Here is a 25,652-nt window from a genome sequence, read left to right on the forward strand (position 1 = left end):
GCCGTGGCGTCTTGGAATGTGAGCTGATCGTCTTGCGATACGACACCCCGACCCCGATGAGGTGGAACGCTCGCGCCTATGACAGCGGCTTTGGTTACGTCTCGACGTACGGCGCCCCCCTGGTCGACCTGCTCGACCCGCGGCCTGGGGAGCGCATCGTGGATCTCGGCTGCGGCACCGGGGTGCTGACCGCCGAGATCAGCTCCCGGGGTGCCCGCGTCCTGGGCGCGGACGGATCCCAGGAGATGATCGAGAAGGCCAGGACCCAGTATCCGGGGCTGGACTTCATCGTGGGAGACGGCCATGACTTCACGGTCGCCGAGCCGTACGACGCGGTCTTCTCCAACGCGGCCCTGCACTGGATGAGCCGCGAACCGGACGCGGTGATATCCGGCGTGCGGGAGGCACTGACCCCGGGCGGCCGGTTCGTGGCGGAGATGGGCGGCGCGGGCAACTGCGCCGCGCTCATCGCCGCCCTGCTCACCTCCTGGCGGGAACACGGGCTCCCCGAGCCCGACCTGCCGTGGTACTTCCCCAGTCCGGCCGAGTACGCCACCCGTCTGGAGAAGGGCGGGTTCACCGTCCGGCTGCTGGAGTACTTCGACCGGCCCACCCCACTGGACGAGTGCCCCGGCGGAGCCGCGGACTGGGTACGGATGTTCGCCGGCTCCCTGCTTCAGGGAGTGCCCGCAGACCTGGCCGAGTTATTGCTCCGCCGGGTGAACGAGTTGGCCGCCCCCGCTCTGCGCCGGGAGACGGGATGGATGGCCGACTACGTACGACTCCGGTTCGCGGCGGTACGCCGCTGACCAGACCCGATGCGCTGGGGCGATTTGCCAGACTATGGTCTGTTCCATGAGTCTCGTTCCCCGGCGACGTGGAGTGACTCGGGCGGCTTGAGGGGCTGGTGAAGGGAACGGATGAATTTCTGTTTGAGTGACCTCGTGCCGCCGCTGCGCTGGAGCGACGCGGCCACGATCCCACTTCTACGTGATCAACCGGAGCTTCCGGACGCCTGGTGGCGGAGCCTGCCGATGGCCCGCGTGCTCGCGGTGCTGAGCCCGGAACGGCTGGCCGGGATCCTCTCCCGGGTCGCCCTGGAACACTGGCCGGCCGCCGCCGTGGGAGACATCCTGCCGGCCCTGTACGCGCTGGATCCGGAGGAGGCCGACGAGCCCTGCACGGCCATCGCCCTCGACCGCACGGGCTCCTGGTCCGGCCTGCTCGCCCTCACCGGCCACGAGCTGCGCGACCAGCCCTTCATCCAGCCGCTCCCGGTGCTGAACGCGCTGTTCGCCGCGGTCTTCAGCCGCATGGCCCAGCCGGTCTCCGGCGTCGCCTCCCGCTCGGGGGCCCTCGTGGTGCCCTCCGGCGCGGAGGTGGCGGCGCCCTCCGGCGCCGCCGCTCCGGAGACGGCCGCTCCGGAGACCTCAGCCTCGAAGACCGCGGTCCCGAAGACCGCGGCTCCAGAGGGCGCGGCCCCGAAGACCGCCGCCCCGGGGGCCGTCAGCCCGGAGGGTGCCGTTCCGGAGACCGCTCTCCCGGAGAGCGCGGTTCCGGAGGGTGGCGTTCCGGAAGGTGCCGTTCAGGGGAGTGCGGCCCCGGGGATCGCCCCCGGATCCGGGGGGGTTCCCTCCACACCGGACGGGCCGCCGGCCCCGGACACCTCGGACGCCCGACCGGCCGCCTCCCCCCGCAGGGCCGGGAAGGCCCCGCCGAACGCCGGAGGGGAGGAGAGGCGCCCCGGCGGCCTGCACGCGCTACTGGACGGCGCCTTCGCCGACCTGGACGACAAGAGCTGGGCCGTCGCGCAGAACAGGGTGTTCAGCGACGTCCCGGCCACCGTTGAGGCGCTGGCCAAGCTCTTCGGGGTGAGGCCCGAGGTCATCGACGAGGCCGAGGCCGACCTGCGCCGGCGGCTCGGGGAGTGGCTCGCCTCGGATGAGGCGGCGCCGTACCGGGACCATCTGACCGAGGTCAGGAACGCCCTCGGCAAGGCGGCGCCCAAATCGCGCCTGGTCACCGCGGCCTCCTGGCACGTCCGCGAGCTGCACTCCCTCGACGTGCCCGCCTGGCAGTTCGTGCTGGCCACTCTCTCCGGCTACCACCTGGTCGACGAGTGGCTGGTGGACGGCGACATCGCCGAACTGCGCCACCACACCAGAGACGTGATCAGCGGCGCCAAGCCCCCACTGACCATGACCAAGGCCCTCAAGCTGGTCACCTCCCTCGGCATCCACCCCGAGGTGTCCAAGGAGTGGCTGGAGAACGTCCCCCAGCTCCGCATCCTGGGCGCCGGCCAGCAGGCCCCCCAGCGGGCCGGCGGCGACAAGGGCAACGGCAACGGCCGGGGGAACCCACCGGGACCGGCGGGCAAGACGGTCGGCGCAGCGGGCGGTGAACCGGGGCGGGAACCGGCGGTCGCCCCGTTTCGCCCCCTGAAGGACGTCTCACTGACCCGGCGCTGCTTCAGGCAGCCGGACGGCCGATGGTGGCTCAGAATCGACATCACCACCGAGCACATACAGGGCACCGAGTGCGCGCTGCCCACCGGATTCGCCTCCTACCTCGGCATGTCGCCCGGTACCGCGAGCAGGGTCCAGAGCGCGGTGGGCGAGATCGCGCTGAGCTGGCGGGAACGCCCGGTCCTGGAGTCGCTCAGGACGCTGCTGGAGGACGTGGGCGCCAAGCAGGGAAGCCACCTGTTCCTGACCCTGTCCGACGAGGGGGTGCTGCGGGCCAGGCACCTGCCGACGGCGGGCGAGGAGGTGGAACCGATCGCGCGGGCCCTGCGGCTGGTCGGCTACACGGCGCCGGGGGGAACCCAGGAACAGGCCGGCCGGGTCATCGCGACCCGGGTCGGCATGACCGGTCCGGTGAGCCTGCCCGACCTTCTCGGCCGGCTACGAGAGCGCGGGGACCGCGATCTGCTGTCCCTGATGGCCTAGCCGATGCCCCGACTCGCCATCTCCCCGGAGTTCCCAGCGGAACTCGGCGCCCTGGCCAAGCCGGTGCGCCAGGACGTCGTGGTCGCGGTGCGCCGATTCATGCAGAACGTGGCGGGCGCGCCGTACCCGGAGCGCGTCAGGGGGGCCAGGGATCCCCGGGTCGCCACCCTGCGCCTGGCCGGCGGCCACCGCGGGGTCGTGGTCAAGCAGCGGGACGTCTACTGGCTGCTGACCGTGTTACCGGACGCCGAGGCGTCGGCCTACGCGCGAAGTCACCGCTTCGGGGTCAACACCGCGCTCGGCGTGGTCGAGGTGTGGGACGCCGCGGCGCTGGAGCGGGTGGAGCCCGCCGTGCGCAGGGCCGCCGAGTCCTCCTCCGCCCGGCTCTTCTCCGACACCTGTGACACCGACATGATCGCGCTCGGCATCGACCCCCGGTTCCTGCCGCTGGTCCGGCAGATCACCGACGAGCTGATCCTGGAGGCGCTGGAGCCGCTGCTGCCCCCGACGCAGTACGAGCCGCTGGCCGCGCTGGCCAGGGGGGAGTCGGTGGCCGGGGCCTGGCGGGAGCTGGAGGCCTGCCGCGCGATCGCTCCCAGCAAGGACCCGGTCGATCCGGAGGACCTGGCGGCGGCGTTGCGGCGCAGCCCGGACCGCGCCGTCTTCGTCGGCAGCCCGCGCGAGCTGAACCACGTGCTCGACGCACCCGACTGGTGCGTGTTCCTGCATCCGCCGCAGCACCGGCTGGCCCAGTGGGAGTCCTACGAGCAGCCGGTGCTGGTGATCGGCGGCGCGGGCACCGGCAAGTCCCTGGTCGCGCTGCACAGGTCGGCCTTCCTGGCCGGGCGCGGAGCCGGTCCGATCCTGCTCGTCACCTTCTCCCAGCAGTTGAGCACCGAACTCGCCAACCGCCTGGACGTCCTGATCGAGGACGAGGTGATCCGCGGGCGGGTCGAGGTCGGCAACGTGGACCGGCTGGCCCACCGCGTCGTCGCCGACGCCGAGGGCCGGGCGCCCGCGCTGGCCGGGGCCGCCGAGCTGACCGCGCTCTGGCGGGAGACGGACACCGGCCACAGCCCCGCCTTCCTGCTGCGCGAATGGGAGCAGGTGGTGCTGGCGCAGAACCTGCGCACCCTGGAGGAGTATCTGGGCGCGTCCCGCGCCGGGCGCGGCGTCGAGCTGTCGGGGCCGGAGCGCGTCGCCGCCTGGCGGGCCATGGAGCACGTCGTCGGACGGCTGCGGGAGCGCGGTAAGCGCACCCTGCTCCAGCTGGCCGCCGAGGCGTCCCTGCTGCTCGGCCGGACGACCGGGGATCTGCTGGAGGACGAGCCGAGGCGGGGGCCGTACCGGCACATCGTGGTGGACGAGGCGCAGGACATGCACCCCGCCCAGTGGCGGCTGCTGCGCGCGGCGGTGCCGCACGCCCGCGACGACCTGTTCATCGTGGGCGACCCGCACCAGCGCATCTTCGACACGCGGGTGACGCTCGGCTCCGTCGGGATCGACGCGATCAGGCACCGGTTGCAGGTGTCGTACCGGCTTCCCCAGGAGATCCTCTCCTGGGGGGTACGGCTGCGCGGAGGCGGCCCCGCCGACGGGCTGGTGGACGTGGTCCAGGAGCTGTACGGCTTCCGCGCGACGCGGCACGGGCCTCGGCCGATGGTCCGAGCCTACGATTCACCGGAGGAAGAGCTGACCGGTCTGGTCGCACAGGTGGGACAGTGGGTGAAGGACGGGGTGCCCTCCCGGGAGATCGGGGTGGCCGCCAGGAGTGCGAGCCTGGTGCGTGACGCCCGCACCGCCCTGCGTGAGCTGGGGGTGAGGGTGACGACGTTGCACGGCATGAAGGGGCTGGAGTTCCGCCGGGTCGCCGTGATCGGCGTGGCCGACGGCATCGTGCCCGCCCCCGACTCCCTCACCCCGGCCGACGAGGATCCGGGGGCACGGGCACACGACCTCCAGCGCGAGCGCGGCCTGCTGTACGTGGCCTGCACCCGGGCCAGGGAGCTTCTCTACGTCTCTCACTCCGGGCGCGCCAGCCCCTTCCTTCCCACCTGACCACATACTCTGAACTGCGGATATATTCCCCTTTGCCGGTTGGACCCCAATGAACCTCAGCCTGAGCGACATCGCGCCACCCCTGCGCTGGACCTCTCCCGGCCAGGTAGCGCCCATCGCGAACGACCCCCGTCTCCCCGAGGCGTGGTGGCAGGCGCTTCCGCTCGACCGGGCCTGCTCCACCATCGGGACCTCAGAGGTCGCCGGACGTCTGGCCGATCTGGCCCTGACGTGCTGGGGACATCTGATGCTCGGCGACGTCCTGCCTCTGCTCAGGTTCGCCGACCCGGCGGCGAGCGTCCGCACGCCGGAGGGGCTGGGGCGCGAGGTGGTGCACAAACTGTTCACCGGCGTGCTGGAGCATCTCCTCGAACCCGTCACCGAGGAGAGCGTCGCCCAGGTCCGTCCCACCCGGCCCGACCGGCCGCTGCCCGAGTTGATCAATGAGGTCTTCGCGGCCCTGGACGATCGGCAGCGGGCCATCGCCAGGGACCGGCTGTACGCCTCGCAGCGGGCCACGCTCGACGACCTGGCCCAGCGGTTCTCGGTGACCAGGGAGCGCATCCGGCAGATCGAGCGCGACCTGCGCGACCACGTCGAGTCCTGGCTGGCCGGCGAGGACGCGGCCCCGCTGGTCGCCCACGTGTCCTGGCTGCGGGGCCGGCTGGGCTCCGCCGTTCCCGCGGACGACCTGGCCGCCGCGGTGCCGTGGCACCGCGGCGACCTCGCCACCCTGGGGATCCCGGCCTGGCGGTTCGTGCGGACCCTGCTGACCGGCTACGACCAGGTGGACGGCTGGCTGGTGGCGGGCGGCGCCGACGAGCTGCGGGAGAAGACGCGGCAGCTGTTCACCGACGGGCCCCGCCCCCTGGAGGAGGCCGTCACGCTGGTCAGCCAGCTCGGCATCCGCGAGGACGTGGCCGAGCGGTGGCTCATCGCCGTGCCGCAGCTCCGGCTCCTGGACAGGCACGTGGTGCCGTGGCCGCGCAGCGTCAACGACAAGGCCGAGGCCGTGCTCGCGGTGACCGGCAGCGCGCTGACCCCCGAGGAGATCCAGGAGCGCATCGGCGAGGACTACAGTCTCGTCGGCATCCGGAACCAGCTCACCGCCGACGACCGCTTCCTGCGGCTGGACCGGAACAAGTACGGCCTGACCCGCTGGGGCGGCGAGCAGTACCTGGGCATCAGGGAGATGATCGTCCGGGAGATCGAGCGGGCCAACGGCGAGGCGTCGGTCAACACGATCGTCACCAACCTCACCTCGCGCTACGACGTGAGCGAGAGCTCGGTCCGCGCCTACGCGGGCGGCCCCGGCTTCGAGCGCACCCAGCGCGGCTGGATCCGGGTGGCCGGTGCCGAGCAGGCCGACTACCAGCCGCGCCGGGACGTCTCGGCGACCCGTCGCTGTTTCCGCAGCCGCGACGGGCGCTGGTGGCACCGGGTGGACGTCAACGCCGAGCACCTGCGCGGCTCAGGCTCCCCGCTGCCCACCGGCTTCGCCGCGCATCTGGGCATGGCCCCCGGCGGCCAGCTGACCGCCTCCACCCCGTCGGGCGACGTGGTGATCAGCTGGCACAACCAGCCGACCATGGGGTCGGTCCGCCCGATCCTGGTCGCCGCCAACGCGGCCGAGGGCGACCACGTCTTCCTGACGGTCTCCGACGGCGGCGAACTCCTGACCCGCTACCTCCCCGCCGCCGCGTCCGGCCTGCCGGCGCTGAACCGGGCGCTGCACCTGATCGGCTACACCGCGCCGGTCACCTCGGAGGCCGAGGGCGTCCGTCTCATCGGCGCCCGTATCGGCCTGCCCGACGGCGCGGCCCGCGAGGACGTCGTCGCCCGGCTCCGCGACCGCGGCGACCGCGACATCCTGGCCTTCCTGGAGGGCCCCACCTGAGAAGTAGGCTCGGATCATGTTGCGGCTGTATGACACCCGGCACCGCCAGATCGAACCGGTCGTCCCCCCGGGGGCCCGATCAATGCGGATGTACACCTGCGGGCCGACCGTCCACCGCCGCGCGCACGTGGGCGACCTCCGCTCCTACCTGCTCTCCGACCTGATCAGGCGGGTCTGCGAGCGGAACCGGATCCGAGTGGTCGTCTGCCGGAACATCACCGACGTCGGGCACCTGGTGGACGACGCCGAGATCGCCCCGGGGGGTGAGGACAAGACCCCGGCCCGGACGCGGGCCGGGGGACGGACCGCGCTGGAGATCGCGCGGTTCTACGAGGACGCCTTCCTGGCGGACACCGCCGCGCTGAACATCCGGCCCCCCGAGCACTCCCCCAGGGCGACCGAGACGATCGGCCCGATGGTCGAGATGATCGCCAAACTGATCTCCAAGGGACACGCCTACGCCGTCCCCGACGGGTCGGTCTTCTTCGACGCGGCATCCTTCCCCGGCTACGGCGAGATCTCCGGCAACCGCCTCGACCGGCTGAGGCCCGGCCACCGCGCCGAGGGCGTCGACCCGCGCAAGCGCTTCCACGCCGACTGGGCCCTGTGGAGGCCCTCGGACCGCGAGACGGCCTGGGAGACCCCGTGGGGCCGGGGCCTTCCCGGCCGGCACATCGAGTGCTCCGCGGTGTCGCTGCGGTTCCTCGGCGAGCGCGTCGACGTGCACACCGGCGGGATCGACCTGCGCTTCCCGCACCACGAGGACGAGCGCGCCCAGTCGGACGCCGCCGCCGGGCACGAGGTGGTCGGGCACTGGGTCCACGGCGAGCACCTGCTCTTCGACGGGCGCACGATGGCCGAGTCCACCGGCAACGTGGTCCTGCTCTCCGACGTGACGGCGGCGGGCCTGGACCCGCTGGCCGTACGGCTGGCCCTGCTGGAGCATCGGCACCGCCGGCGGATGAACCTCACCTGGGACACCCTGCGGGCCGCCGACCAGACCCTGAGGCGCTGGCGTTCCCGGGTCGCCGGGTGGGCGGAGTCGCCGAGCCGCCCGATGCCGGTGGAGCGGGTCTCCCGGATCGAGGCCGCCTTCGACGACGACCTCGACACCCCGCTGGCCCTGCGCCTGCTGCGCGAGCTGGAGCTCGACGACTCGGCCACGCCGGGCTCCCGCTTCGAGGCGTTCCTCCATCTGGACCACATCCTCGGCCTGGACCTCTCGGCCGACATCGGCAGATCCAGCAGCCTTCCACCGGGCGCCGCCGAGCTGCTCGAACAGCGCGTGCGGGCGCGCGAGGCCGGGGACTGGGCCGCCTCCGACCGTCTCCGCGACGGACTGGCCGGCCTCGGGGTGCGGGTCACGGACACCCCCGAGGGCCAGACCTGGTCGGACCTGCGGGACTGAGGAGGCCCGGGGACGGCGTACTCGTGGGCCCGAAAGAGGCGTTTTGGCGTCAAGGTACTGCCAAACTTGTTTAAACACGCGGTATGGGAGGTGTTTGTGAAGTTCCAGCCGTATGCCTGGATGCCTCGCCCGCTCAGGTGGCTCTCACGGGCGCTGACCGTTCTGGTGATACTCGGGCTGGCCCTCGCCGGGGCCGGCGTATGGGCCGTGCGCGCGTCCTTTCCCCAGCTCTCCGGTGAGCTCAAGGCGGAAGGCTTAATGGGAAGAGTCACTGTTTACCGCGATAAAATCGGTATTCCGCATATCTATGCGGACTCCCCCGAGGACCTGTTCCTCGCCCAGGGCTACGTGCACGCCCAGGACCGCTTCTTCGAGATGGACTTCCGCCGGCACGTGACGGCGGGACGGCTGTCGGAGATGTTCGGCCCCTCGACGCTCGTCGAGGACAAGGTCGTCCGGACCCTCGGCTGGCGGAAGGTCGCCGAGCGGGAGCTGCCGATGCTCTCCGAGCAGACCCGGCGCTACCTGGACGCCTACGCCAAGGGCGTGAACTCCTGGATGGAGGAGCACCGGGGCTCGATCGGCAAGGGCCTGGAGTACGGACTGCTCAAATTCACCGACTCCGGCTACCAGCCCGAGCCGTGGACCCCCGCGGACTCCGTCTCCTGGCTCAAGGCCATGGCCTGGGACCTGCGCTCCAACCTGTCGGACGAGATCGGCCGCGCGCTCGCGGCGAGCAGGCTGCCCCGCGATCGGGTCGAGCAGCTCTGGCCCGGCTACCCCTTCGAGACCCACCGGCCGATCGTCACCCGGGGGTCGGTGACCGAGCACGGATTCAACCAGGACGAGGAACCGCACAAGGACGCCCCGCCGCCGGACCCGCCACCGCCGGACCCGGCCGCGCTGACCCGGGCCTCCGAGGCCATCCGGGCCGTTCCCAGCCTGATGGGCGACCCCGGGGGCGGCAGCGGCATCGGCTCGAACTCCTGGGTCGTCGACGGCCGGCACACCACCTCCGGCAAACCGCTGCTGGCCAACGACCCGCACCTGTCGGCCGCCCTGCCCTCGGTCTGGTACCAGGCCGGGCTGCACTGCCGTACCAGGACCGCCGCGTGCCCGTTCGACGTGACCGGGTTCACCTTCGCCGGCCTGCCCGGCGTCGTCATCGGTCACAACGACCGCATCTCCTGGGGCTTCACCAACCTCGGCCCGGACGTCGCCGACCTGTATCTGGAGCGGGTGAAGGACGACTCCTACCTGTTCATGGGCGAGTGGAAACCGCTCACCACCAGGGTCGAGACGATCCAGGTGGCCGGGGGTGACCCGGTGCTGCTCAGGGTCCGCGACACCATGCACGGGCCGATCATCTCCGACGTCATGCAGGGCGCGAAGGACACGCTGCCGGGGGCGGCCACGATCTTCAAGGAGCGGGCGGACGCGGTCGCGCTCAAGTGGACGGCCCTGGAGCCGAGCCGGACCGCCGACGCGATCTTCGAGCTCAACGCCGCACGCGACTGGCCGGAGTTCCGGGCCGCGGCGAGCAGGTTCGACGTCCCGTCGCAGAACCTCGTCTACGCCGACGTCCAGGGCAACATCGGCTACCAGGCGCCGGGCCGGATCCCGGTGCGGACCCAGGGCGACGGCACCTGGCCGGTGCCCGGCTGGACCGGGGAGTACGGCTGGCAGTCCGTCGTTCCCTTCAACGACCTGCCCAGCGTCTACAACCCGCCCGAGGGATACATCGTGACCGCCAACAACGCGGTCGTCGACCCCGGACGCTACCCCCACATGATCACCAAGGACTGGTCGTACGGCTACCGCTCCCAGCGCATCCTGGACCGCCTCAAAGCCGAGCTGAAGAAGGGCAAGGTGGACGTCGCGACCATGAGCAGGGTGCAGCAGGACACGCACAACGGCTTCGCCGAGTTCCTGACGCCCAGGCTGACGGCCCTGAAGGTGACCGGCGGCGCCAGGGAGGCGCTGGATCTGCTGGCCGGCTGGGACGGCTCCCAGGACGCCGGCTCGGGCGCGGCGATGTACTTCAACGCCGTCTGGCGGAACCTGCTCGTCGAGACCTTCAACGACGACCTGCCGGCCGGTGCCCTGCCGACCGGCGGCGACCGCTGGTTCGAAGTGGTCCGCGTCATGCTCGGCAAGGTGGACGACCCGTTCTGGGACGACACGCGGACCCCGCGGACGGAGACCCGCGACGACATGCTCCGGCGTGCCATGGCGCTGGCCTACGACGAGCTGACCGCCCGTCTCGGCCCCGACGTGAAGAGCTGGCGCTGGGGTGACCTGCACACCCTCAGGCTCACCAGCCAGACGTTCGGCGTCTCGGGGATCGGCCCGGTCGAGTGGCTGTTCAACCGGGGCCCGTTCCCGGTGCCCGGAAACGACGACGCGGTGAACGCCGCCGGCTGGAACGTCCAGGAGGGCTACTCGGTGGACTGGCTGCCGTCCATGCGGATGATCGTGGACCTGGCCGACCTGGACGGGTCCCAGTGGATCAACCTGACCGGCGCGTCCGGCCACGCCTTCCACGACAACTACTGGGACCAGGCGTCGCTCTGGGCGAGCGGGAAGACCATCCCCATGCTCTCGGGCGAGGAGGCCGTCAGGAAGGCGGCCGTCCACATCCTGACCCTCACCCCCTGATCCCCGAGCCCCTCCCGAGTCCTCGAAACCCTTCCGAGGCCCCAGCCCCTTCCAAGATCCCGAAGTCCCCAGCCCCCTCCCGGCCCCCCGAGCCCCAAGCCCCGAGGCCCTGTGGAACCTGGAGGGCGCCGGGGCCGGTTCCCTCCTTCCAGGGGGATTCGGTCCCCGGCGCCCTCGGGCTATTGGGGACCGTTCCCGCGCGGGGACCTCCCGCGGAGCCACCAGGGCGATCTGCGGACGTAGTTCCCGTCCTCCAGGTTCGCGAGCCGCTCGAAGAGGTTCCAGGACGCCCGGTCGCCGCAGACCAGCACCGAGACGGCCATCGCCGCGAGATAGAGCGGGAGCATCGGCAGACCGGCGCAGAACATGTACTGGGAGGCGTGCCGGTCCTCGTGCCTGAGCAGGCCGCCGCTGAGACAGCCCTCCTCCCACCTGGTCAGCACCACGTTGCCGACGGTGAACGCCCCGGCAGGCGGGAACGGGACGCGGTAGCCGTACGCCAGGATCAGCCCGCCGGGCCCCGGCGCCGTCCGGGCCCGGCCGAGACGTGCCACCAGCAACCCCAGCGGCGTCGACAGGTTCAGGTAGTTGAGTGTCCGGCGTATCCGATGCGACCGCTGCATACCGGGATTGTCCGCCATCGGACCGGGCCGCGACAGGCCCGTACGGGCTTACCTCGGGTCGGCCGGGCGTGAGCCGTACGGGGGCCGGCGCAGGAGCCAGGAGCCACCGCCCGAGGCGGGCGTGAGCAGGACGGCCGCCAGGATCGCGGCCAGACCGCCGTAGAGGTAGAGGTAGCCGGCCAGGTTGTTGGCGATCACCACATCGCCCTCCGGCCGGCCGCCCAGGAAGATCATTGTGACCACCAGCCAGGCCGCCGCGGGCACCAGCGCCGCCGCTCTGCCGCGCATCGCCCGCCCGGCGCCGGAGCAGACGGCGAACAGCACCAGGACGCAGCAGCCGGCCGAGACCGGGACGGGCCAGACGTACCACGAGTGCTGGAACGCCCCGACGACCCCCATCACGAGGCCGAGCATGACGAGCACGGCGTACACAGCCGCGGTGATCACGCCCTCCGAGGGCCGCTCCACCTCCTGGGCCTGCTCCGTCACAACCATCGAGGCTAGTCGATCCCGGCGAAGAGATCGTCTTCAAGCTTGTACGGCTCGCCGAGCCCTCCCACCTCGATCGCCACTGACGGACCGGTCGCCCCCGCCGTCCCCGCGCGCAGAATGAAGTGCTCCACCCCGAGCGCCTCCTGACCGACGTTGTTGGAGAGCGCGAACCAGGGCGCGTCCACGCTGATCTGGGTGGCGTGCGCCCGCATCGCGTCGAGTTTCCGGCCGACCTGGGCGCGGGCGTCGATCTCGGTGGTGACCTCCTCGTCCGCGCAGCCGAACGGCAGGTCGTCGACGGTGTCCTCGGTGAGGAACGGCAGGTCGGCCTCGCGCATCGCCTCGGCGACCCGGCGCAGCACCGATCTGGCCATCGCGGTGAAGTAGAACTTGGCGATCCGCCACGGCTCACCCTCGCCGAACGCCGGGTCGGCGGCCAGTTCGAAGGCCCGCCAGGAGACGCGGTACGCCTGGATGTGGTCGGGATGGCCGTAGAAGCCGTTCTCGTCATAGGTGACGAGCACCTGGGGCCGCACCTCACGGATGACCTTGACCAGCTCCGCCGCGGCCTCGTCCAGATCGGCCTGCCAGAAGGCGTCGGCGCGGTGGTTGGAGGCGACGCCCATCATGCCGGAGTCGCGCCAGCGGCCGGGTCCGCCGAGAAAGCGGTGGTCGGTGACGCCGAGGGCCGCGCAGGCCGCGGCGAGTTCGCCGACGCGGTGCCCGCCCAGGGTGTCCTCCCGGTCGGCCGCCAGGTGGGCCAGCTCGGGCGGGATGACCTCGCCCTCCTCACCGAGCGTGCAGGTGACCAGCGTGACCTGGGCACCCTCGGCGGCGTATCTGGCCATGGTGGCCCCGCTGCCGATCGTCTCGTCGTCGGGGTGGGCGTGCACGAGCAGCAGACGGCGGTCATTCATGCCTCCGAGGGTAACCGCCTGGTGTAGAGGGTGATGCGAACCGCCCCGGATATCCGGGTTTGACCAGTTTTGCGGAAGTCCCGCTTGAGCTCCCTCAGCCGGGGATCCTCCAGCCACTCGGTACCCAGGACACGCCGCGAGACCAGCCACACCCGGTCGGCCCCCGGCCCCGGCGGGCCCAGCCTGTCGTACGGCTCGCCGTACACCGCGACGAACAGCCGGAAGCGCTCGGGCATGTAGAGCACGGCGTCGCCCGGCCGCTCCCGGATGCTCAGCTCGGCGGCCAGGGTGCGGAGGTCGTCGGGACGGGCGGCGGGCTCGCGGACGGCGAGGTGGGCGGTGGCCGAGAGGGCCACCAGGACGGCGAGGACCGCCCAGCGGAGCGGGGCCCGGCGGAGCGCGACCAGGCCCACCCCGGCCAGCAGCGCGACGGCCGGGAGCACGAACATGACGTAGCGCGCGTTGTAGACCGGATACACCTGGGAGATCAGGAAGGAGAGCGCCACCGGGAGGAGCAGCCAGGGCACCGCCACCGCCGCCGGAGAAGGCGTCCCCGCCCCCGTCTCCGGCTCCGTCCGGGAGCGCCGGCCGTACCAGGCTCCGAGCAGGACCAGGGCGACGAGCAGGGCGAGGAGGAGCGCGGGCAGGAGCGTGGCCCGCCACGGCTGCCCGCCTCCCACCATCTCCACGCCGAACCCCGCCAGATCGCCGAGGCCCGGCACCTTCAGCCAGAAGAGCTGCTCGTCGCGCTGCCCGGAGGCGACGACCGCGAGCGGCGCGAGCAGCAGCCCGGCCCCGGCCACCGAGACGGACCACGGGACGATCTCCCCTCGCCCTCGCCCGCGGGCGACGACGACGGCGTGCGCGGGCAGCAGGAGCAGCGCGTAGAGGTGGAACCAGCCGAGGAGGGCCACCAGCAGGCCGTACCCGACATAGCGTGACCGGCGCTCACCGAGCAGAACCCAGGTGGCCGCGACCGCCACCGCGCTGACCAGGGCGTAGCTCCGCGCCTCCTGCCCGTAGCGGCTGACCATGGGCAGTACCGCGTAGATCAGCCCGGCGAACAGCCCGGCCTCCGCCTCCGCCCCCGGCCTCGCCTCCATCCCCGCCTCGGCCCCCGTCCGGGGCGCCGCCGACCTGCGCCCGATGGCCGCGACACCGAACGCGGCGGCGGCGACCGCGAGCGCCGAGGGCAGGCGGGCCGCGAACTCCCCGTCGAAGGCGGCGAACGGCCGCAGCAGGAGGTAGTACAGCGCGTGAACGGCGTCGATGTGATGGAGCAGTTCCCACAGTTCGCCGAGCGGCATGGTCGCCGCCATGACGCTCACCGACTCGTCCCGCCAGAAGGAGGGGACGTCGATTCTCCAGAGCGCGATCGTGAACGCCAGTATGGCGGGTATCGCAGGAGAGCGAAGGGTTCGCGCGGTAAGCGTCACTCGTCCAAGTTTCTTGGAAGATCAGGCTCTTTGGGGCATCATCGGGAAACCGCGATACGGTTGGGACTGGCAAGATGACTCACATGAGTGAGAGTTTTCCTCGTCTCCACGCCAGAACCCGCCGATTCACCCTTGGCGCTCCGCGTGGATTCACCATCGCCCCGGACGGCGCACGCATCGTCTTCCTGAGGACGAAAGGCGGCTCCGATCCGGTCACCTGCCTGTGGGAGTTCGACGTCGCAAGCGGCACCGAGCGGCTGATCGCCGACCCGCGTGCCATGGCCGTCGATGATGAGGACCTGCCTCCCGAGGAACGGGCACGCCGCGAACGCAGCCGCGAGCAGGCCGGGGGCATCGTCGCCTACAGCACCGACGCCGCGGTGACCACCGCGGTGTTCGCGCTCTCCGGCGGACTATACGTCGCCAACCTGAAGACCCGGCAGGTACGCCGGCTGAAGACCCCCGGGGCGGTGATCGATCCGAGGGTCTCCCCGAACGGTGTCCACGTGGGCTACGTGACGGGTGGCGCCTTCCACATCCAGGACCTGGAGGACGAGGTCGACCACGCGCTGGCCCGCCCCGAGTCGCCCGAGGTGACGTACGGCCTGGCCGAGTTCATCGCCGCCGAGGAGATGGACCGGATGCGGGGCTACTGGTGGTCCCCGTCGGGCGACGCGGTACTGGTCGAACGGGCCGACGAGTCCCCGGTGGGCAAGTGGCACATCGCCGACCCGGCCAACCCGGCCAGGCCCGTCACCGAGCAGCGTTACCCCGCGGCCGGTACGGCGAACGCCACGGTCGAGCTGTTCGTGCTGACCCTGAGCGGTGCCCGCGTCCCCGTCCCCTTCGACGACGAATACCTGGTCACCGCCTCCTGGGACACCCACGGCCTGTCGATCGTCACCCTGACCCGCGATCAGAAGACCATGCGCCTGCTCGCCGTCGACCCGGCCACGGGCACCTCGACCGTGGTCCGCGAGGACACCGACCCCGCGTGGGTCGACATCGTCGTCGGCGTCCCCGGTCACCTGTCCGACGGCAGCCTGGTCTGGGTCGCCTCCGACGGCGGCGGCCACCGCCTGATCATCGGCGACGAGCCCGTCACGCCGCCCACCCTCCAGGTCCGCGAGGTCCTGGACATCGACGGCGACGCCGTGCTGTTCCGCGCCAGCGGGGAGCCCACCGAGATCGCCCTGTGGGCTTACCGGGACGGCGGCATCACGCTGGTCAGCCCGGCCGAGAGCGGCGTCTACAACGGCCACACGGCGGGCGGCACCCTCGTGGTCACCGGCCAGACCCTCGGCGACGAGGGGGCGGTGACGCGTGTCCTCCACCACGGCAAGCCCGTCGGCCACATCGCCTCCCACGCCGAACGGCCCGGCCTGGACCTGCGGGTCTCCCTGATCCGCACCGGCAAGCGCGACCTGGCCACCGCCGTGCTCCTCCCGTCGGGGCACGTGCCGGGTTCGGCGAGACTGCCGGTCCTCCTGGACCCCTACGGCGGGCCGCACGCCCAGCGCGTCCTGGCCGCCTCGGGCGCCTTCCTGACCAGTCAGTGGTTCGCCGACCAGGGCTTCGCGGTGGTCGTGGCCGACGGCCGGGGCACCCCGGGGCGGGGGCCGGAGTTCGAGCGGAGCGTCCTGCACGACCTGGCCACACCCGTTCTGGAGGACCAGGTGGACGCCCTCCAGGGCGCCGCCGCGCAGTTCCCCGACGACCTGGACCTGTCCCGGGTCGGCATCCGGGGCTGGTCCTTCGGCGGCTTCCTGGCGGCCCTGGCCGTACTGCGCCGTCCGGACGTCTTCCACGCGGCCATCGCCGGAGCCCCGGTGACCGACTGGCGCCTGTACGACACCTGCTACACCGAGCGTTACCTCGGCCACCCGGACGAGGGGCACTACGACTCGCCGTCCCTGCTCGCCGACGCCGAGAAGCTGGACCGCCCGCTCATGCTGATCCACGGACTGGCCGACGACAACGTGGTCGCCGCCCACACTCTGCGCCTGTCCTCCGCGCTACTGGCCGCGGGCCGCCCGCACACCGTCCTGCCGCTGTCCGGCGTCACCCACATGACCCCCCAGGAGGTCGTGGCGGAGAACCTGCTGCTGCTTCAGGTCGACTTCCTGAAGAGAGCCCTCGCCTGATCCGGAGAGCCTCCCTCCGAACCGGGAGTTTTCTCACCTGAACCATCTGAATCGGCGAGGGGGCGGTACCGGGACGCCGGTACCGCCCCTTTCGACGTGGCGGGCCGGGGACGCGCGCCCCGGCCCGCCGGGCTGAGATATTCCAGGGTCTTCCCGACGTCCTCTCTAGTCGGACCGCCCCCAGCCCTCGGCCGGCTTCTTCACGACCTTGCCGACCTTGCCGACCTTGCCGTCGAGGCTCTCGGTGTCCCTGCCGTCGTTGGAGACGCCGGGGTCGTCGGAGTCGTCGGAGTCGTCGGCCCGGTCGACGCGGCCGGCGTCCTTTCTGCCGACGTCCCCGCTCCTGCCGCCGTTCTTGCCGCCGCCCCTGCCCGCGTCCCTGCCGCCGCCCCTGCCACTGCCGGTCGCGCTCTCACTGTCGTTCCGCGACTTCCCGCCGTTCGAACCGGGCTGCTTCACGCCGTCCGACCCACCGGGCTGCTTCCCGCCGTTCGAGCCGGGCTGCTTCACGGCGTCCGGCCCACCGGGCTGCTTCGCGCCCGGCTGCCGCGCCTCGGGCGTGGGAGACGGTGCGGGCGACGAGGTGACGCCGGGACGCGGCTTTCCCGCCGACGGCACCTTGTCCGCGGGCGGCACCCTGTCCACGGTGGTCACCGGATGCGAACCGGCGACACCTGAGGTCGTGCAGGCCCACGGTCCGCAGGCCGAGGCCATGGCGACACCCGGGCCGGACAGGACGGCGGGGACGACGAAGGCGGCGGTGGCCAGGAACCTGCCCAGCACCACACGCCGGCCGGCGCCCACGCCGCCCACGACGGGCTCGTTCGATTCGGATGACACGAGGTGGCACCTCTTTCACTGTTGTGACTACACGTGTTCGGCCGACCACTGTCAGCGATGGATCATCGTAGCCCTCCACGGCCGTTCCGAGCCGTAAGCGGGCTCCTCACCTTCGCCGGGGCGTCAGAACCCCGTCCTCGGGCCTCCGGCCACCGGCCGTCACGCCCCCGGTCGCCACACGTACCGGACATCGGGCTCACGCTCCTCGTCGCCGAGCCCGTCGGTCCACTCGGCCGCGACGGAGCCGCGCCGTTCCCGGAACCGGTCGACCGGTGTGAGGTCAGCCGGCCGTGCCGTGCCAGCTGCGCCACAGGGCGGCGTAGGAGCCCGCGGCCGTGACGAGTTCGTGGTGGGAGCCGAGTTCGCTGATCCGGCCGTCCTCGATCACCGCGACCCGGTCGGCGTCGTGGGCCGTGTGGAGCCGGTGGGCGATGGCGATCACCGTGCGGCCCTCCAGGACGGCGGCCAGCGAGCGCTCCAGGGAGCGGGCGGCCCTGGGGTCGAGGAGTGAGGTGGCCTCGTCGAGGACCAGAGTGTGCGGGTCGGCCAGGACCAGGCGGGCGAGGGCGAGCTGCTGCGCCTGGGCGGGCGAGACCGGTTCGCCGCCGGAGCCGACGGACGTCTCCAGCCCGGCGGGCAGGGCGGCGATCCACTCCCAGGCGTCCACGGCCTCCAGCGCGGCCCGGATCTCGGACTCCCCGGCCTCCGGGCGGGCGATCAGCACGTTGTCGCGCAGTGTGCCGCGGAACACGTGGTGCTCCTGGGTCACCAGAGCCACCTGGCCGCGCAGGTCGTCCAGCGGGAGCGCGACCAGCGGGGCGCCGCCGACCGTGACCGAGCCGGCGCGCGGCCCGTGGATACCGGCGAGCAGGCGGCCCAGCGTGGACTTGCCCGCGCCCGACGGGCCGACCATGGCCAGCCGCTCCCCCGGCTCGACCAGCAGGTCGATGCCGTGCAGCACGTCGTGGCCCTCGCGATAGGCGTAGCGGACGCCGGTGGCCAGCAGTTCCCTCCCCTCGGGGACGGCCGAGCCGGTCTCGCGGTCGTCGGGCACCTCGGCGACGCCCAGCAGCCGGGCCATGGAGGCCCCGCCCACCTGGAGCTCGTCGATCCACATCAGCAGCCGGTCGAGCGGGTCGATGAGCTGCTGGACGTAGAGCGTGGCCGCGGTGACCTGGGCCAGTGTGACCCAGCCCTGGGCGTAGAACAGGCCACCGGCGACCAGCGTGGCCACGATCGGGATGACGTAGCCGAGCTCGACCGCCGGGAACCAGACCGTGCGCAGCCCGAGGGTGTAGCGTTCGGCGGCCCACGACTCGGCGATGTCGGCGTCGGTACGGCGGTGCCGCCGCTCCTGCAGGCCCAGCGCCTCCACGGCGCGGGCGCCGTTGACCGTCTCGGTCAGGCCGTCGGTCATGTCCGCGTAGGCGGCGCTCTCCCGCAGGTAACCGTCCCGCGCCCGCTTGAGGTACCACCGGGTGGAGATCCACAGGATCGGTACGGCCAGCAGCGAGGGCAGTACGAGCAGCGGCCCGGTCAGCAGCAGCGCGCCGACGGTGATCACACAGGTGACCAGGGCGATCATGGTCTCCGGTACGGCGTGCCGTACGGTGCGCGACAGCGAGTCCACGTCCCGGGAGGTCCGGCTGATCAGGTCGCCCGATCCGGCGCGCTCGACGGTGGACAGCGGCAGGCCGAGCACCCGGACGACGAACTCCTGGCGCAGCTCGGCGAGGACCTTCTCCCCGAGCCTGGAGGAGGCGTAGACGGCGAACCTGACCAGCACCCCCTGCAGGACCAGGAAACCGGCGATGCCCAGGGCGACCGCGGTGACGTCGGCCCCGGTGCCGTCCTGGACGTTCTGAACCAGCCGGCCGAGCAGCCACGGCACGGCCAGTCCGGCGACGGCGGCCAGGGCGTGCAGGCCCAGCGCCACCGTCAGCGCCCCGGGATACTTCAGGGTGAGTCCGCGGGCGTACGCCCGTACCTGCGCCCGGTCGGCGACCGGGAGGATCTGCCTGCTCATGCGCTCTCCTCGCCCCGTACCCCGCAACCGGCGGCGGCGGGCGCCCCGGACCCGGCCACCCGCTCGTCCGCGAGATCCTCTCCCCTGGTGACGACGGCCCGGTAGTCCGGGTCGACGGCCAGCAGGTCCCGGTGTGTTCCCTGGGCGCGCACGAGGCCGTCCTCCACGTAGATCACCTGGTCGGTGCGGTCGAGCACCAGCGGGCTGGTCGTGCAGACCAGCGTGGTCCGGCCGACGCGGGCCTTGGCCAGCCGGCCGGCGATGCGCGCCTCACTGTGGGCGTCCACCGCGCTGGTCGGCTCGATGAGGATGAGCACCTCGGGGTCGGCGGTCAACGCCCTGGCCAGCCGTAGCCGCTGCCGCTGGCCGCCGGAGAACTCCTGGCCCGACTCGGCGACGCGCCCGTCGAGGCCGCCGGGGAGCGCCTCGACGATGTCCTCGGCGCACGCGGCGCGCAGCGCGGCGGCGATCTCGGTGTCGGAGGCGCGGCCGGTGACGTCCAGCTCGTCTCTGAGCGCACCGGCGAACAGCCTGGCGTCGTTGTCGGCCACCAGGATCCGGCTGCGGACCTCGGCGATCGGCAGGGTGCTCAGCGGCACGTCGCCGAAGTCCACGTCGCCGTCGGCGTAGCCGCCGAGCCGGTCGGCGATCGTGACCGCCTCCTCGGGGACGGCCGCCACGACGGCGGTGAACACGCCGGGGCGGACCCCGACACCCGAGGCCACGTCGCGGAGCAGGCCACCGGCCGAGTGGCCGGCGCCACCGGTCACCTCCGGCTCCAGCTGGAGGATGCGCACCACCCGGCGGGCGGCCACGTGTCCCTTGGTCAGCTTGTCGGCCGCCTCGGTGAGCGTCCGCAGGGGGGCGATCAGGAAGACCGCGTAGCCGTAAAAGGCGACGAGCTGGCCGGCGGTGATCTCACCCCGGATCGCGAAGGTCGCGCCCAGCCAGGTCACCCCGGCGATCAGCAGGCCGGGCAGCAGGATCTGCGCGCCCTCCAGCACCGACTCCACGGCCGCCACCCGCACGCCGGCGTGCCGTACCCGCTGGGACTCGCCGGTGTAGCGGTCGGCGAAGACCTGCTCGCCGCCGATGCCGCGCAGCACGCGCAGACCGGCGACGATGTCGGCGGCGCGGGTGGACAGCTCGCCCTGCAGGTCGCGGTGGGCGTGCTGGCGCCGGTGCAGCGGCTTGAGCAGGGGGCCGACCGCGGCGGCCATGATCGGCACGCCGATCAGCACGGTCAGGCCCAGTGGCGTCGAGGTCCTGATGAGGATGACGGTGACCGCGCCGATGGCGACGATCGCGCCGACGCCCCGGAGCAGGATGTCCACCGCGTTGCCGATGTGGGCGATGTCGGAGTTGCCGACGCTGACCACCTCGCCGGTGGACATCCGCTTGGGCAGCGTCGCGCCCAGCCTGGTCGCCTGCCTGACGGTGACCTGGACCGTCCGGTAGGCGGCGCTCAGCCAGTTGTAGACGGCCATCCGGTGCCGCAGGATACCGGCGACCGCCTGCACGGCGCCGAGACCGGACAGCACCGCGGCCCAGGTGAGCAGGGCGGGCACGTCCTTGGCGGTGATCGCGTCGATGCCCTTGCCCATCACGGCCGGCACAAGCGCCATCGTGAGCCACCACAGGGTGGCGTAGCCGATGCCGATGAGCAGGTAGCCCCTCTGCCTGCGGGCCACCCAGATCAGATATCGGACCGGGCTGCGGGCGTCAGGAGTGCCGGGATCGCCGACAGGTAGGGAGCGCATAGCCCCTCCAGGCTGACAAAACCCAGCCTTCCCTGGCAAACCGTTTTCTGACCTTGAGACGCCGCCGGCACGCGAAGACGTCAATTTAGGTTGACAAATCTGCCGCGTCAACCTAAATTGACATACATGAGCGATACGGCACAGCTGGCCTCCGACGCCGGCAGCCGCGATCCGGCCGTCGGCCTGCGGGCCGTACGGGCACTGCGGATGCTGGTCGATCGACTGGAGGCCCTTCAGGTGGAGAACGCCAGAGAACAGGGGTGGTCCTGGCAGGAGATCGCCTACTGCCTGGAAGTGACCCGGCAGGCGGTTCACAAGAAGTACGCGGGCGGCCGGGGCCTGCTGAGACGGGAGAAGTGATCATGTTCGAACGGTTCCACCGGGACGCCCGCCAGGCGGTGATCCTCGCCCAGGAGAACGCGCGGCGGCTGCGTCACCGCTCCGTGGGCACCGAGCACATCCTGCTCGGCCTGCTCCAGCAGCCCGGCACCTTGTCGGCCCGCGTGCTGGGCCGGCACAGCCTCGACCACGACCGGGCCTACCGGGCCGTCGTCCGGCTCGTCCCCCGGAAACCCGGGGACACCCTCGACGCCGACGCCCTCGAATCCATCGGCATCGACCTGTCGGCCATCCGGGAGAAGGTCGAGGCCGCCTTCGGCCCCGGCGCCCTGGACCGCGAACCCGTGACGACCCGGCGGGGCCTGCTCAGCGGTCGCCACACACCCTTCGACCCCCGGGCGAAGAAGACCCTGGAACTGTCCCTGCGCGAGGCGATGCACCTGCGGCACAAGCACATCGCCGACGGGCACCTCCTGCTCGGCCTCCTCCGCGGGGGCGGCGGCCTGGCCTGCCGCGTCATCGCCGACGCGGACATCGACCCGGCGAGCCTCCGTCAGGAGATCGTCACAGAACTCCACTGAGAACCACGCCCTGACCGCGCCTCCGAGGAGACGGAAACGATCCTTCGGCCCGGCTCGACCTGGCCGAGATACTGAACAGGCAGAGTCCCCTCGCCAACATGGTCAAGACGATGCCGGTGTACGAGTCGGCGCCCCGAATGGCGCGGATGGCGGCGCGAGTCCAGCCCAACCACGACGAGTAGGGCGATCGCCAGGCACTCCATGCACGTCTGTTCGACCTGATGGCGGGGCGATCTATGTGTGGGTCAGGAGCGGACAAGGCGGGCGATGGCGTCGGAGGCTTCCTTGATCTTGGCTTCGGCCTCGGGCCCGCCCTTGGCGGTGGCTTCGGCCACGCAGTGCGCCAAATGCTCTTCCAGCAGGGCCAGGGCGAAGGACTGCAGGGCGCGGCTGGCCGCCGACACCTGGGTGAGGATGTCGATGCAGTACTTGTCTTCTTCGACCATCCGCTGCAGACCGCGGGCCTGACCTTCGATCCGGCGCAGCCGCCGCAGGTGATCCTGCTTGTTGTCGGCGTATCCGTGCATCTGCCCCCCTACGTTCAGTTTCACATCTCCTCTAATACCATACCCTCCTATGGTATTAGAGGCGGTTTGTGAATTGGATGCACCCGCGGGGAGAGCGGAAGAGGGGTGCCAGGTCACACCCCCCGAACCGTGTCAGGCGCGCGCCGCTTCCCGCTGCGCGTCGGTGGCGGTGGGCGTCGACTTGGCCTTGCGCATGAGCAGCAGGGTGAGCGCGGCCCCTATGGCGGCCACGGCCCCGGCGCCGATGAAAGCGCCCTGGAATCCGTCGGTCAGCCTGGGCAGATTCCCCAGCTCAGCGGCGCCCTGGGAGGTGGCGATCGCGGTCATGACGGCCAGGCCGAGGGCCGAGCCGACCTGGTAGGTGGTGTTGACAATGCCGGAGGCCAGCCCGCTCTCCTGCGGCCGCACCCCGGACATGGCCGACATCATCGCGGGGATGTAGGCCAGGGACATGCCGACCGCGGCAATCAGCGAGGCGGGCAGCACATCGGAGATGAATGCCCCGTCCGGACGGGCCAGGGATAGGCCCGCCACCCCGGCGGCAAGGACGAGCAGGCCACCGGCGATGAGCGGCTTGGCACCGAACCGGCCGAGCAGCTTGGCGGTGATTCCGATCATGAAGATCATGATGGCGATGGTCATCGGCAGCAGCGCCGCACCGCTGGGGAAGGCTCCATAGCCCAGCACCTGCTGCAGGTAGAGGTTGAGGAAGTACCACATCGGGATCCAGGCGGCGCCGAGCAGCGCCATCGCCAGGTTGGCGGTGGCCAGGCCAGGGGTGCGCCAGACGCCCAGCGGCATGAGGGGCTCGCGCACAGTGCGCTGGATCACCAAGAACAAGATCAGAAGCGCGACGGCTCCGGCTAGCTCCAGCAGCGTCGCAGCCGAACTCCAGCCCTGCTCGGGAGCGCGCACGATGGTGTAGACGGCCAGGGCGATGCCCGCAGTAACCGCGATGGCGCCCAGCACGTCGACCGAACCGCGCTTGCCCTGGACGGCGGGCAGCAGAGCCGGAACCGAGGCCAGGGTGGCCACGCCGATCGGCACATAGACGATGAACACCCACGGCCAGCTCAGATACTCGGTGATGACGCCGCCGAGAAACACTCCGGCGGTGCCGCCGGCCGGGGCTGCGGCACCGTACAGAGCCATGGCCTTGCCCAGCTCGCGCGGATTGTGCCCGAAGAGCATCATGAGCAGGGTCATCGAAGCCGGGGCGATGAGCGCGCCGCCGACCCCTTGGACGCCGCGGCCGAGAATCTCCACCCAGGCGTTACCCGCTGCCGCGGCGACGACGGAACCGGCGATCAGGATGATCCAGCCGGTGGTGAAGACCTTGCGGGCGCCGAACAGGTCCGACAGCCGCCCGCCGAGCAGCAGCAGGCCGCCGAAGGCGATGACATAGGCGTTGAAGACCCACTGCAGGCTGCCCTGGGAGAAGCCGAGGTCGCGCTGCATGTCCGGCAGGGCGACACCGATGATGGAGGTGTCCATGATGACCATGAACTGCGCGGTGGCGAGCACGATGAGTGCTTGCCACCTGCGTGGATTGACGGCGTTCATGCCGCACTCCTGATTCCGCGCATCTCCGCCGAGTGGCAGGATGCGTCGTAGGGGATTGGGTGTGATTCGACTCGGACCGGCCCCGCAGGTGGGCGCGCACGCCAATGCGCGCCCACCATCTGTTTGCCCAGGCGACGTCCCTCTAGGAAGCGCTGACAGGCGAGGTCTCGACCAAGGCGTAGCCTGCCTGCTCCACCGCCGCGCGGATCTCCTCATCGGAGAAGCCCGCTCCGCTGACGGTGACCGCGCCACTGACCAGATCGACCTGGACGCCGGTGACGCCGCCGACCTTGCCGACCTCAGCGGAGACTGAGGAGACGCAGTGCCCGCAAGTCATTCCGCTGACCTGATAGGCGATTCCGCCGCTGGTCTCCACCTGCGCGGAGGTGGAGTCCGCGGTGCCGCACGCACATGCCGTGCACATGAGGTCCTCCTCTCATATGTACCCCAGCGGGGTACCTCGACTTGCGACTTTAACATACCCCCCGGGGGTTCAATTCCCGTACACGTCCGCCAAGGCCGCAGCGTGGATAGCGACCTATCGGTCCACACTCCCGAGCACCCGGCCGCCATCGCCGCCAGGTTGAACGGCCGACCACGCAAGACGCTCGGCGGGGAACCCCCAGCCGAGCGTCTTGCCGCACTCCTGGCGACCGCCGATTGATAATCGCTGTCGCGACGCCCCCTTGAATCCACCCGAGGTGGCCGGGGCCTTTGGCGACGGGACTACTTGGACACCCTGAGGTAGTCGCGGTTCATCTGGGCGATGGTGTCCAGCGGGATGCCCTTGAGGCAGTCGTGGTCGAAGGCGACCGGCTCGTCCCCCTCCAGGATGAGACGCTCGTTGAGCACGTCGAGCACCTCCAGGAAGGACATGTCGGGCGACACGTCCTCCCCACGCCCGTGGGGGTGAACCGGAGCAGCACGAGATCCCGAATCACGAGCCGTCCGGGGGTGGAGGGGCCGCCCCGGGGCGGCGGTTCGTTACTCGCCGCGTTTCCGGGTGCTGTCTGCCAGGAGTGCGAGGACTTCTGCTTGGCGGTAGCGGCGGTGTCCGCCGAGGGTGCGGATGCTGGTGAGTCTTCCTGCCTTCGCCCAGCGGGTGACGGTCTTGGGGTCGACACGGAACATGATCGCGACCTCGGTCGGGGTGAGCAGCGCCTCGAAGCGGGGCGGGAGAACGGGGAAGGGGGTGATGAGGGCGGAGCCGTCACCACCGATGACCTTGATGCCTTGCATGGGGGATCTCCTGGTGGGGGTCGGGGGTATGGGCGGACGCAGTCGAGGATCTCGGTGTGTACGGCGAGCGCGGCCGGCCGGGCGTTGGGGGGTGCACCGGCCGGGCCATGGGTGCGGTCCGGCCGGTGCGGGCGGCCCTCTTCCCCCTCCAGGAGAGGGCCGCGTTGGGGTGCGACCCGGGTCCCCTCCGGCCCGG

The 25,652-nt window shown here is 71.6% G+C and carries 20 protein-coding genes and 2 pseudogenes; 10 read left to right on the top strand and 12 right to left on the bottom strand.

The genetic code is table 11. The features are described 5' to 3' along the window. Positions 1–32: 32 nt before the first annotated feature. The 6 genes from ACWEF2_RS19005 (at position 33) to ACWEF2_RS19030 (ending at position 10,969) form a co-directional block, all read left to right on the top strand. The gene (locus ACWEF2_RS19005) at positions 33–809 is read left to right on the top strand and encodes a class I SAM-dependent methyltransferase (protein ID WP_453816835.1); all 777 of its coding nucleotides are present in this window, start codon (positions 33–35) and stop codon (positions 807–809) included. A 123-nt stretch (positions 810–932) separates the two neighbouring features. Then, a complete protein-coding gene (locus tag ACWEF2_RS19010) occupies positions 933–2,948 on the top strand; it encodes a hypothetical protein (RefSeq protein WP_453816837.1) in 2,016 nt (671 codons plus the stop codon). Between the two features lie 3 nt (positions 2,949–2,951). Next, entirely contained in the window at positions 2,952–5,006 is a 2,055-nt protein-coding gene (locus ACWEF2_RS19015; protein ID WP_453816839.1) for a UvrD-helicase domain-containing protein, read from the top strand. A 49-nt stretch (positions 5,007–5,055) separates the two neighbouring features. Continuing rightward, positions 5,056–6,903 carry a sigma factor-like helix-turn-helix DNA-binding protein gene (locus tag ACWEF2_RS19020; protein WP_453816841.1) on the top strand — a complete coding sequence of 616 codons (1,848 nt, stop codon included), beginning with the start codon at positions 5,056–5,058 and terminating at the stop codon, positions 6,901–6,903. 16 nt (positions 6,904–6,919) lie between these two features. After that, a complete protein-coding gene (locus ACWEF2_RS19025; RefSeq protein WP_453816843.1) occupies positions 6,920–8,311 on the top strand; it encodes a cysteine--tRNA ligase in 1,392 nt (463 codons plus the stop codon). 120 nt (positions 8,312–8,431) lie between these two features. Beyond that, entirely contained in the window at positions 8,432–10,969 is a 2,538-nt protein-coding gene (locus ACWEF2_RS19030; protein ID WP_453816873.1) for a penicillin acylase family protein, read from the top strand. 179 nt (positions 10,970–11,148) lie between these two features. Here ACWEF2_RS19030 and ACWEF2_RS19035 read toward each other — a convergent pair whose 3' ends face one another. The 4 genes from ACWEF2_RS19035 to ACWEF2_RS19050 are packed head-to-tail and all read right to left on the bottom strand — an operon-like array spanning position 11,149 to position 14,437. Further along, entirely contained in the window at positions 11,149–11,592 is a 444-nt protein-coding gene (locus ACWEF2_RS19035; protein ID WP_453816845.1) for a hypothetical protein, read from the bottom strand. A 48-nt stretch (positions 11,593–11,640) separates the two neighbouring features. Next, entirely contained in the window at positions 11,641–12,087 is a 447-nt protein-coding gene (locus ACWEF2_RS19040; RefSeq protein WP_453816847.1) for a DUF6113 family protein, read from the bottom strand. 5 nt (positions 12,088–12,092) lie between these two features. Beyond that, the gene (mshB, locus tag ACWEF2_RS19045) at positions 12,093–13,001 is read right to left on the bottom strand and encodes an N-acetyl-1-D-myo-inositol-2-amino-2-deoxy-alpha-D-glucopyranoside deacetylase (protein WP_355598188.1); all 909 of its coding nucleotides are present in this window, start codon (positions 12,999–13,001) and stop codon (positions 12,093–12,095) included. Next, positions 12,998–14,437 (bottom strand): glycosyltransferase family 39 protein, encoded by a 1,440-nt coding sequence (locus tag ACWEF2_RS19050; RefSeq protein ID WP_453816850.1) that lies wholly within the window; start codon positions 14,435–14,437, stop codon positions 12,998–13,000. The genes mshB and ACWEF2_RS19050 overlap by 4 nt, the downstream gene beginning before the upstream one ends. A gap of 83 nt (positions 14,438–14,520) precedes the next feature. On the opposite strand from ACWEF2_RS19050, the gene ACWEF2_RS19055 reads away from it, so the two are divergent. After that, positions 14,521–16,581, top strand: a complete 2,061-nt coding sequence (locus ACWEF2_RS19055) for a prolyl oligopeptidase family serine peptidase (RefSeq protein WP_453816852.1) — start codon at positions 14,521–14,523, stop codon at positions 16,579–16,581. A 165-nt stretch (positions 16,582–16,746) separates the two neighbouring features. Here ACWEF2_RS19055 and ACWEF2_RS19060 read toward each other — a convergent pair whose 3' ends face one another. From ACWEF2_RS19060 to ACWEF2_RS19070, 3 genes are all read right to left on the bottom strand, one after another. Then, complete coding sequence (locus ACWEF2_RS19060; RefSeq protein ID WP_453816854.1) at positions 16,747–17,421, bottom strand: hypothetical protein; 675 nt, start codon at positions 17,419–17,421, stop codon at positions 16,747–16,749. Between the two features lie 280 nt (positions 17,422–17,701). After that, positions 17,702–19,447, bottom strand: a complete 1,746-nt coding sequence (locus tag ACWEF2_RS19065) for an ABC transporter ATP-binding protein (RefSeq protein ID WP_453816856.1) — start codon at positions 19,445–19,447, stop codon at positions 17,702–17,704. Then, positions 19,444–21,207 (bottom strand): ABC transporter ATP-binding protein, encoded by a 1,764-nt coding sequence (locus ACWEF2_RS19070; RefSeq protein WP_453816858.1) that lies wholly within the window; start codon positions 21,205–21,207, stop codon positions 19,444–19,446. Before ACWEF2_RS19070 ends, ACWEF2_RS19065 begins: the two co-directional genes overlap by 4 nt. 126 nt (positions 21,208–21,333) lie before the next feature. Between ACWEF2_RS19070 and ACWEF2_RS19075 the strand changes: the two genes are divergently transcribed. Both ACWEF2_RS19075 and ACWEF2_RS19080 read left to right on the top strand, forming a co-directional pair. Beyond that, positions 21,334–21,567, top strand: a complete 234-nt coding sequence (locus ACWEF2_RS19075) for an RNA polymerase subunit sigma-70 (RefSeq protein ID WP_352071087.1) — start codon at positions 21,334–21,336, stop codon at positions 21,565–21,567. Between the two features lie 2 nt (positions 21,568–21,569). Continuing rightward, positions 21,570–22,127 carry a Clp protease N-terminal domain-containing protein gene (locus ACWEF2_RS19080; RefSeq protein ID WP_453816861.1) on the top strand — a complete coding sequence of 186 codons (558 nt, stop codon included), beginning with the start codon at positions 21,570–21,572 and terminating at the stop codon, positions 22,125–22,127. Between the two features lie 245 nt (positions 22,128–22,372). Here ACWEF2_RS19080 and ACWEF2_RS19085 read toward each other — a convergent pair whose 3' ends face one another. From ACWEF2_RS19085 to ACWEF2_RS19095, 3 genes are all read right to left on the bottom strand, one after another. After that, a complete protein-coding gene (locus ACWEF2_RS19085; RefSeq protein WP_453816863.1) occupies positions 22,373–22,654 on the bottom strand; it encodes a metal-sensitive transcriptional regulator in 282 nt (93 codons plus the stop codon). A 132-nt stretch (positions 22,655–22,786) separates the two neighbouring features. Continuing rightward, positions 22,787–24,217, bottom strand: coding sequence for an MFS transporter (locus tag ACWEF2_RS19090; protein WP_453816864.1), 1,431 nt, complete (start codon positions 24,215–24,217; stop codon positions 22,787–22,789). 142 nt (positions 24,218–24,359) lie between these two features. Further along, positions 24,360–24,641 (bottom strand): heavy-metal-associated domain-containing protein, encoded by a 282-nt coding sequence (locus ACWEF2_RS19095; RefSeq protein WP_453816866.1) that lies wholly within the window; start codon positions 24,639–24,641, stop codon positions 24,360–24,362. A 108-nt stretch (positions 24,642–24,749) separates the two neighbouring features. Between ACWEF2_RS19095 and ACWEF2_RS19100 the strand changes: the two are divergent. Further along, a pseudogene (locus ACWEF2_RS19100) lies at positions 24,750–24,881 on the top strand (IS30 family transposase); the annotation flags it as partial. Between the two features lie 116 nt (positions 24,882–24,997). Here ACWEF2_RS19100 and ACWEF2_RS19105 read toward each other — a convergent pair. Then, positions 24,998–25,108, bottom strand: a pseudogene (locus tag ACWEF2_RS19105) (succinate dehydrogenase/fumarate reductase iron-sulfur subunit); the annotation flags it as partial. 93 nt (positions 25,109–25,201) lie between these two features. Beyond that, the gene (locus ACWEF2_RS19110) at positions 25,202–25,456 is read right to left on the bottom strand and encodes a BldC family transcriptional regulator (RefSeq protein WP_453816868.1); all 255 of its coding nucleotides are present in this window, start codon (positions 25,454–25,456) and stop codon (positions 25,202–25,204) included. Positions 25,457–25,652: the final 196 nt, after the last annotated feature.

The sequence above is a fragment of the Streptosporangium sp. NPDC004631 genome, assembly GCF_053601935.1.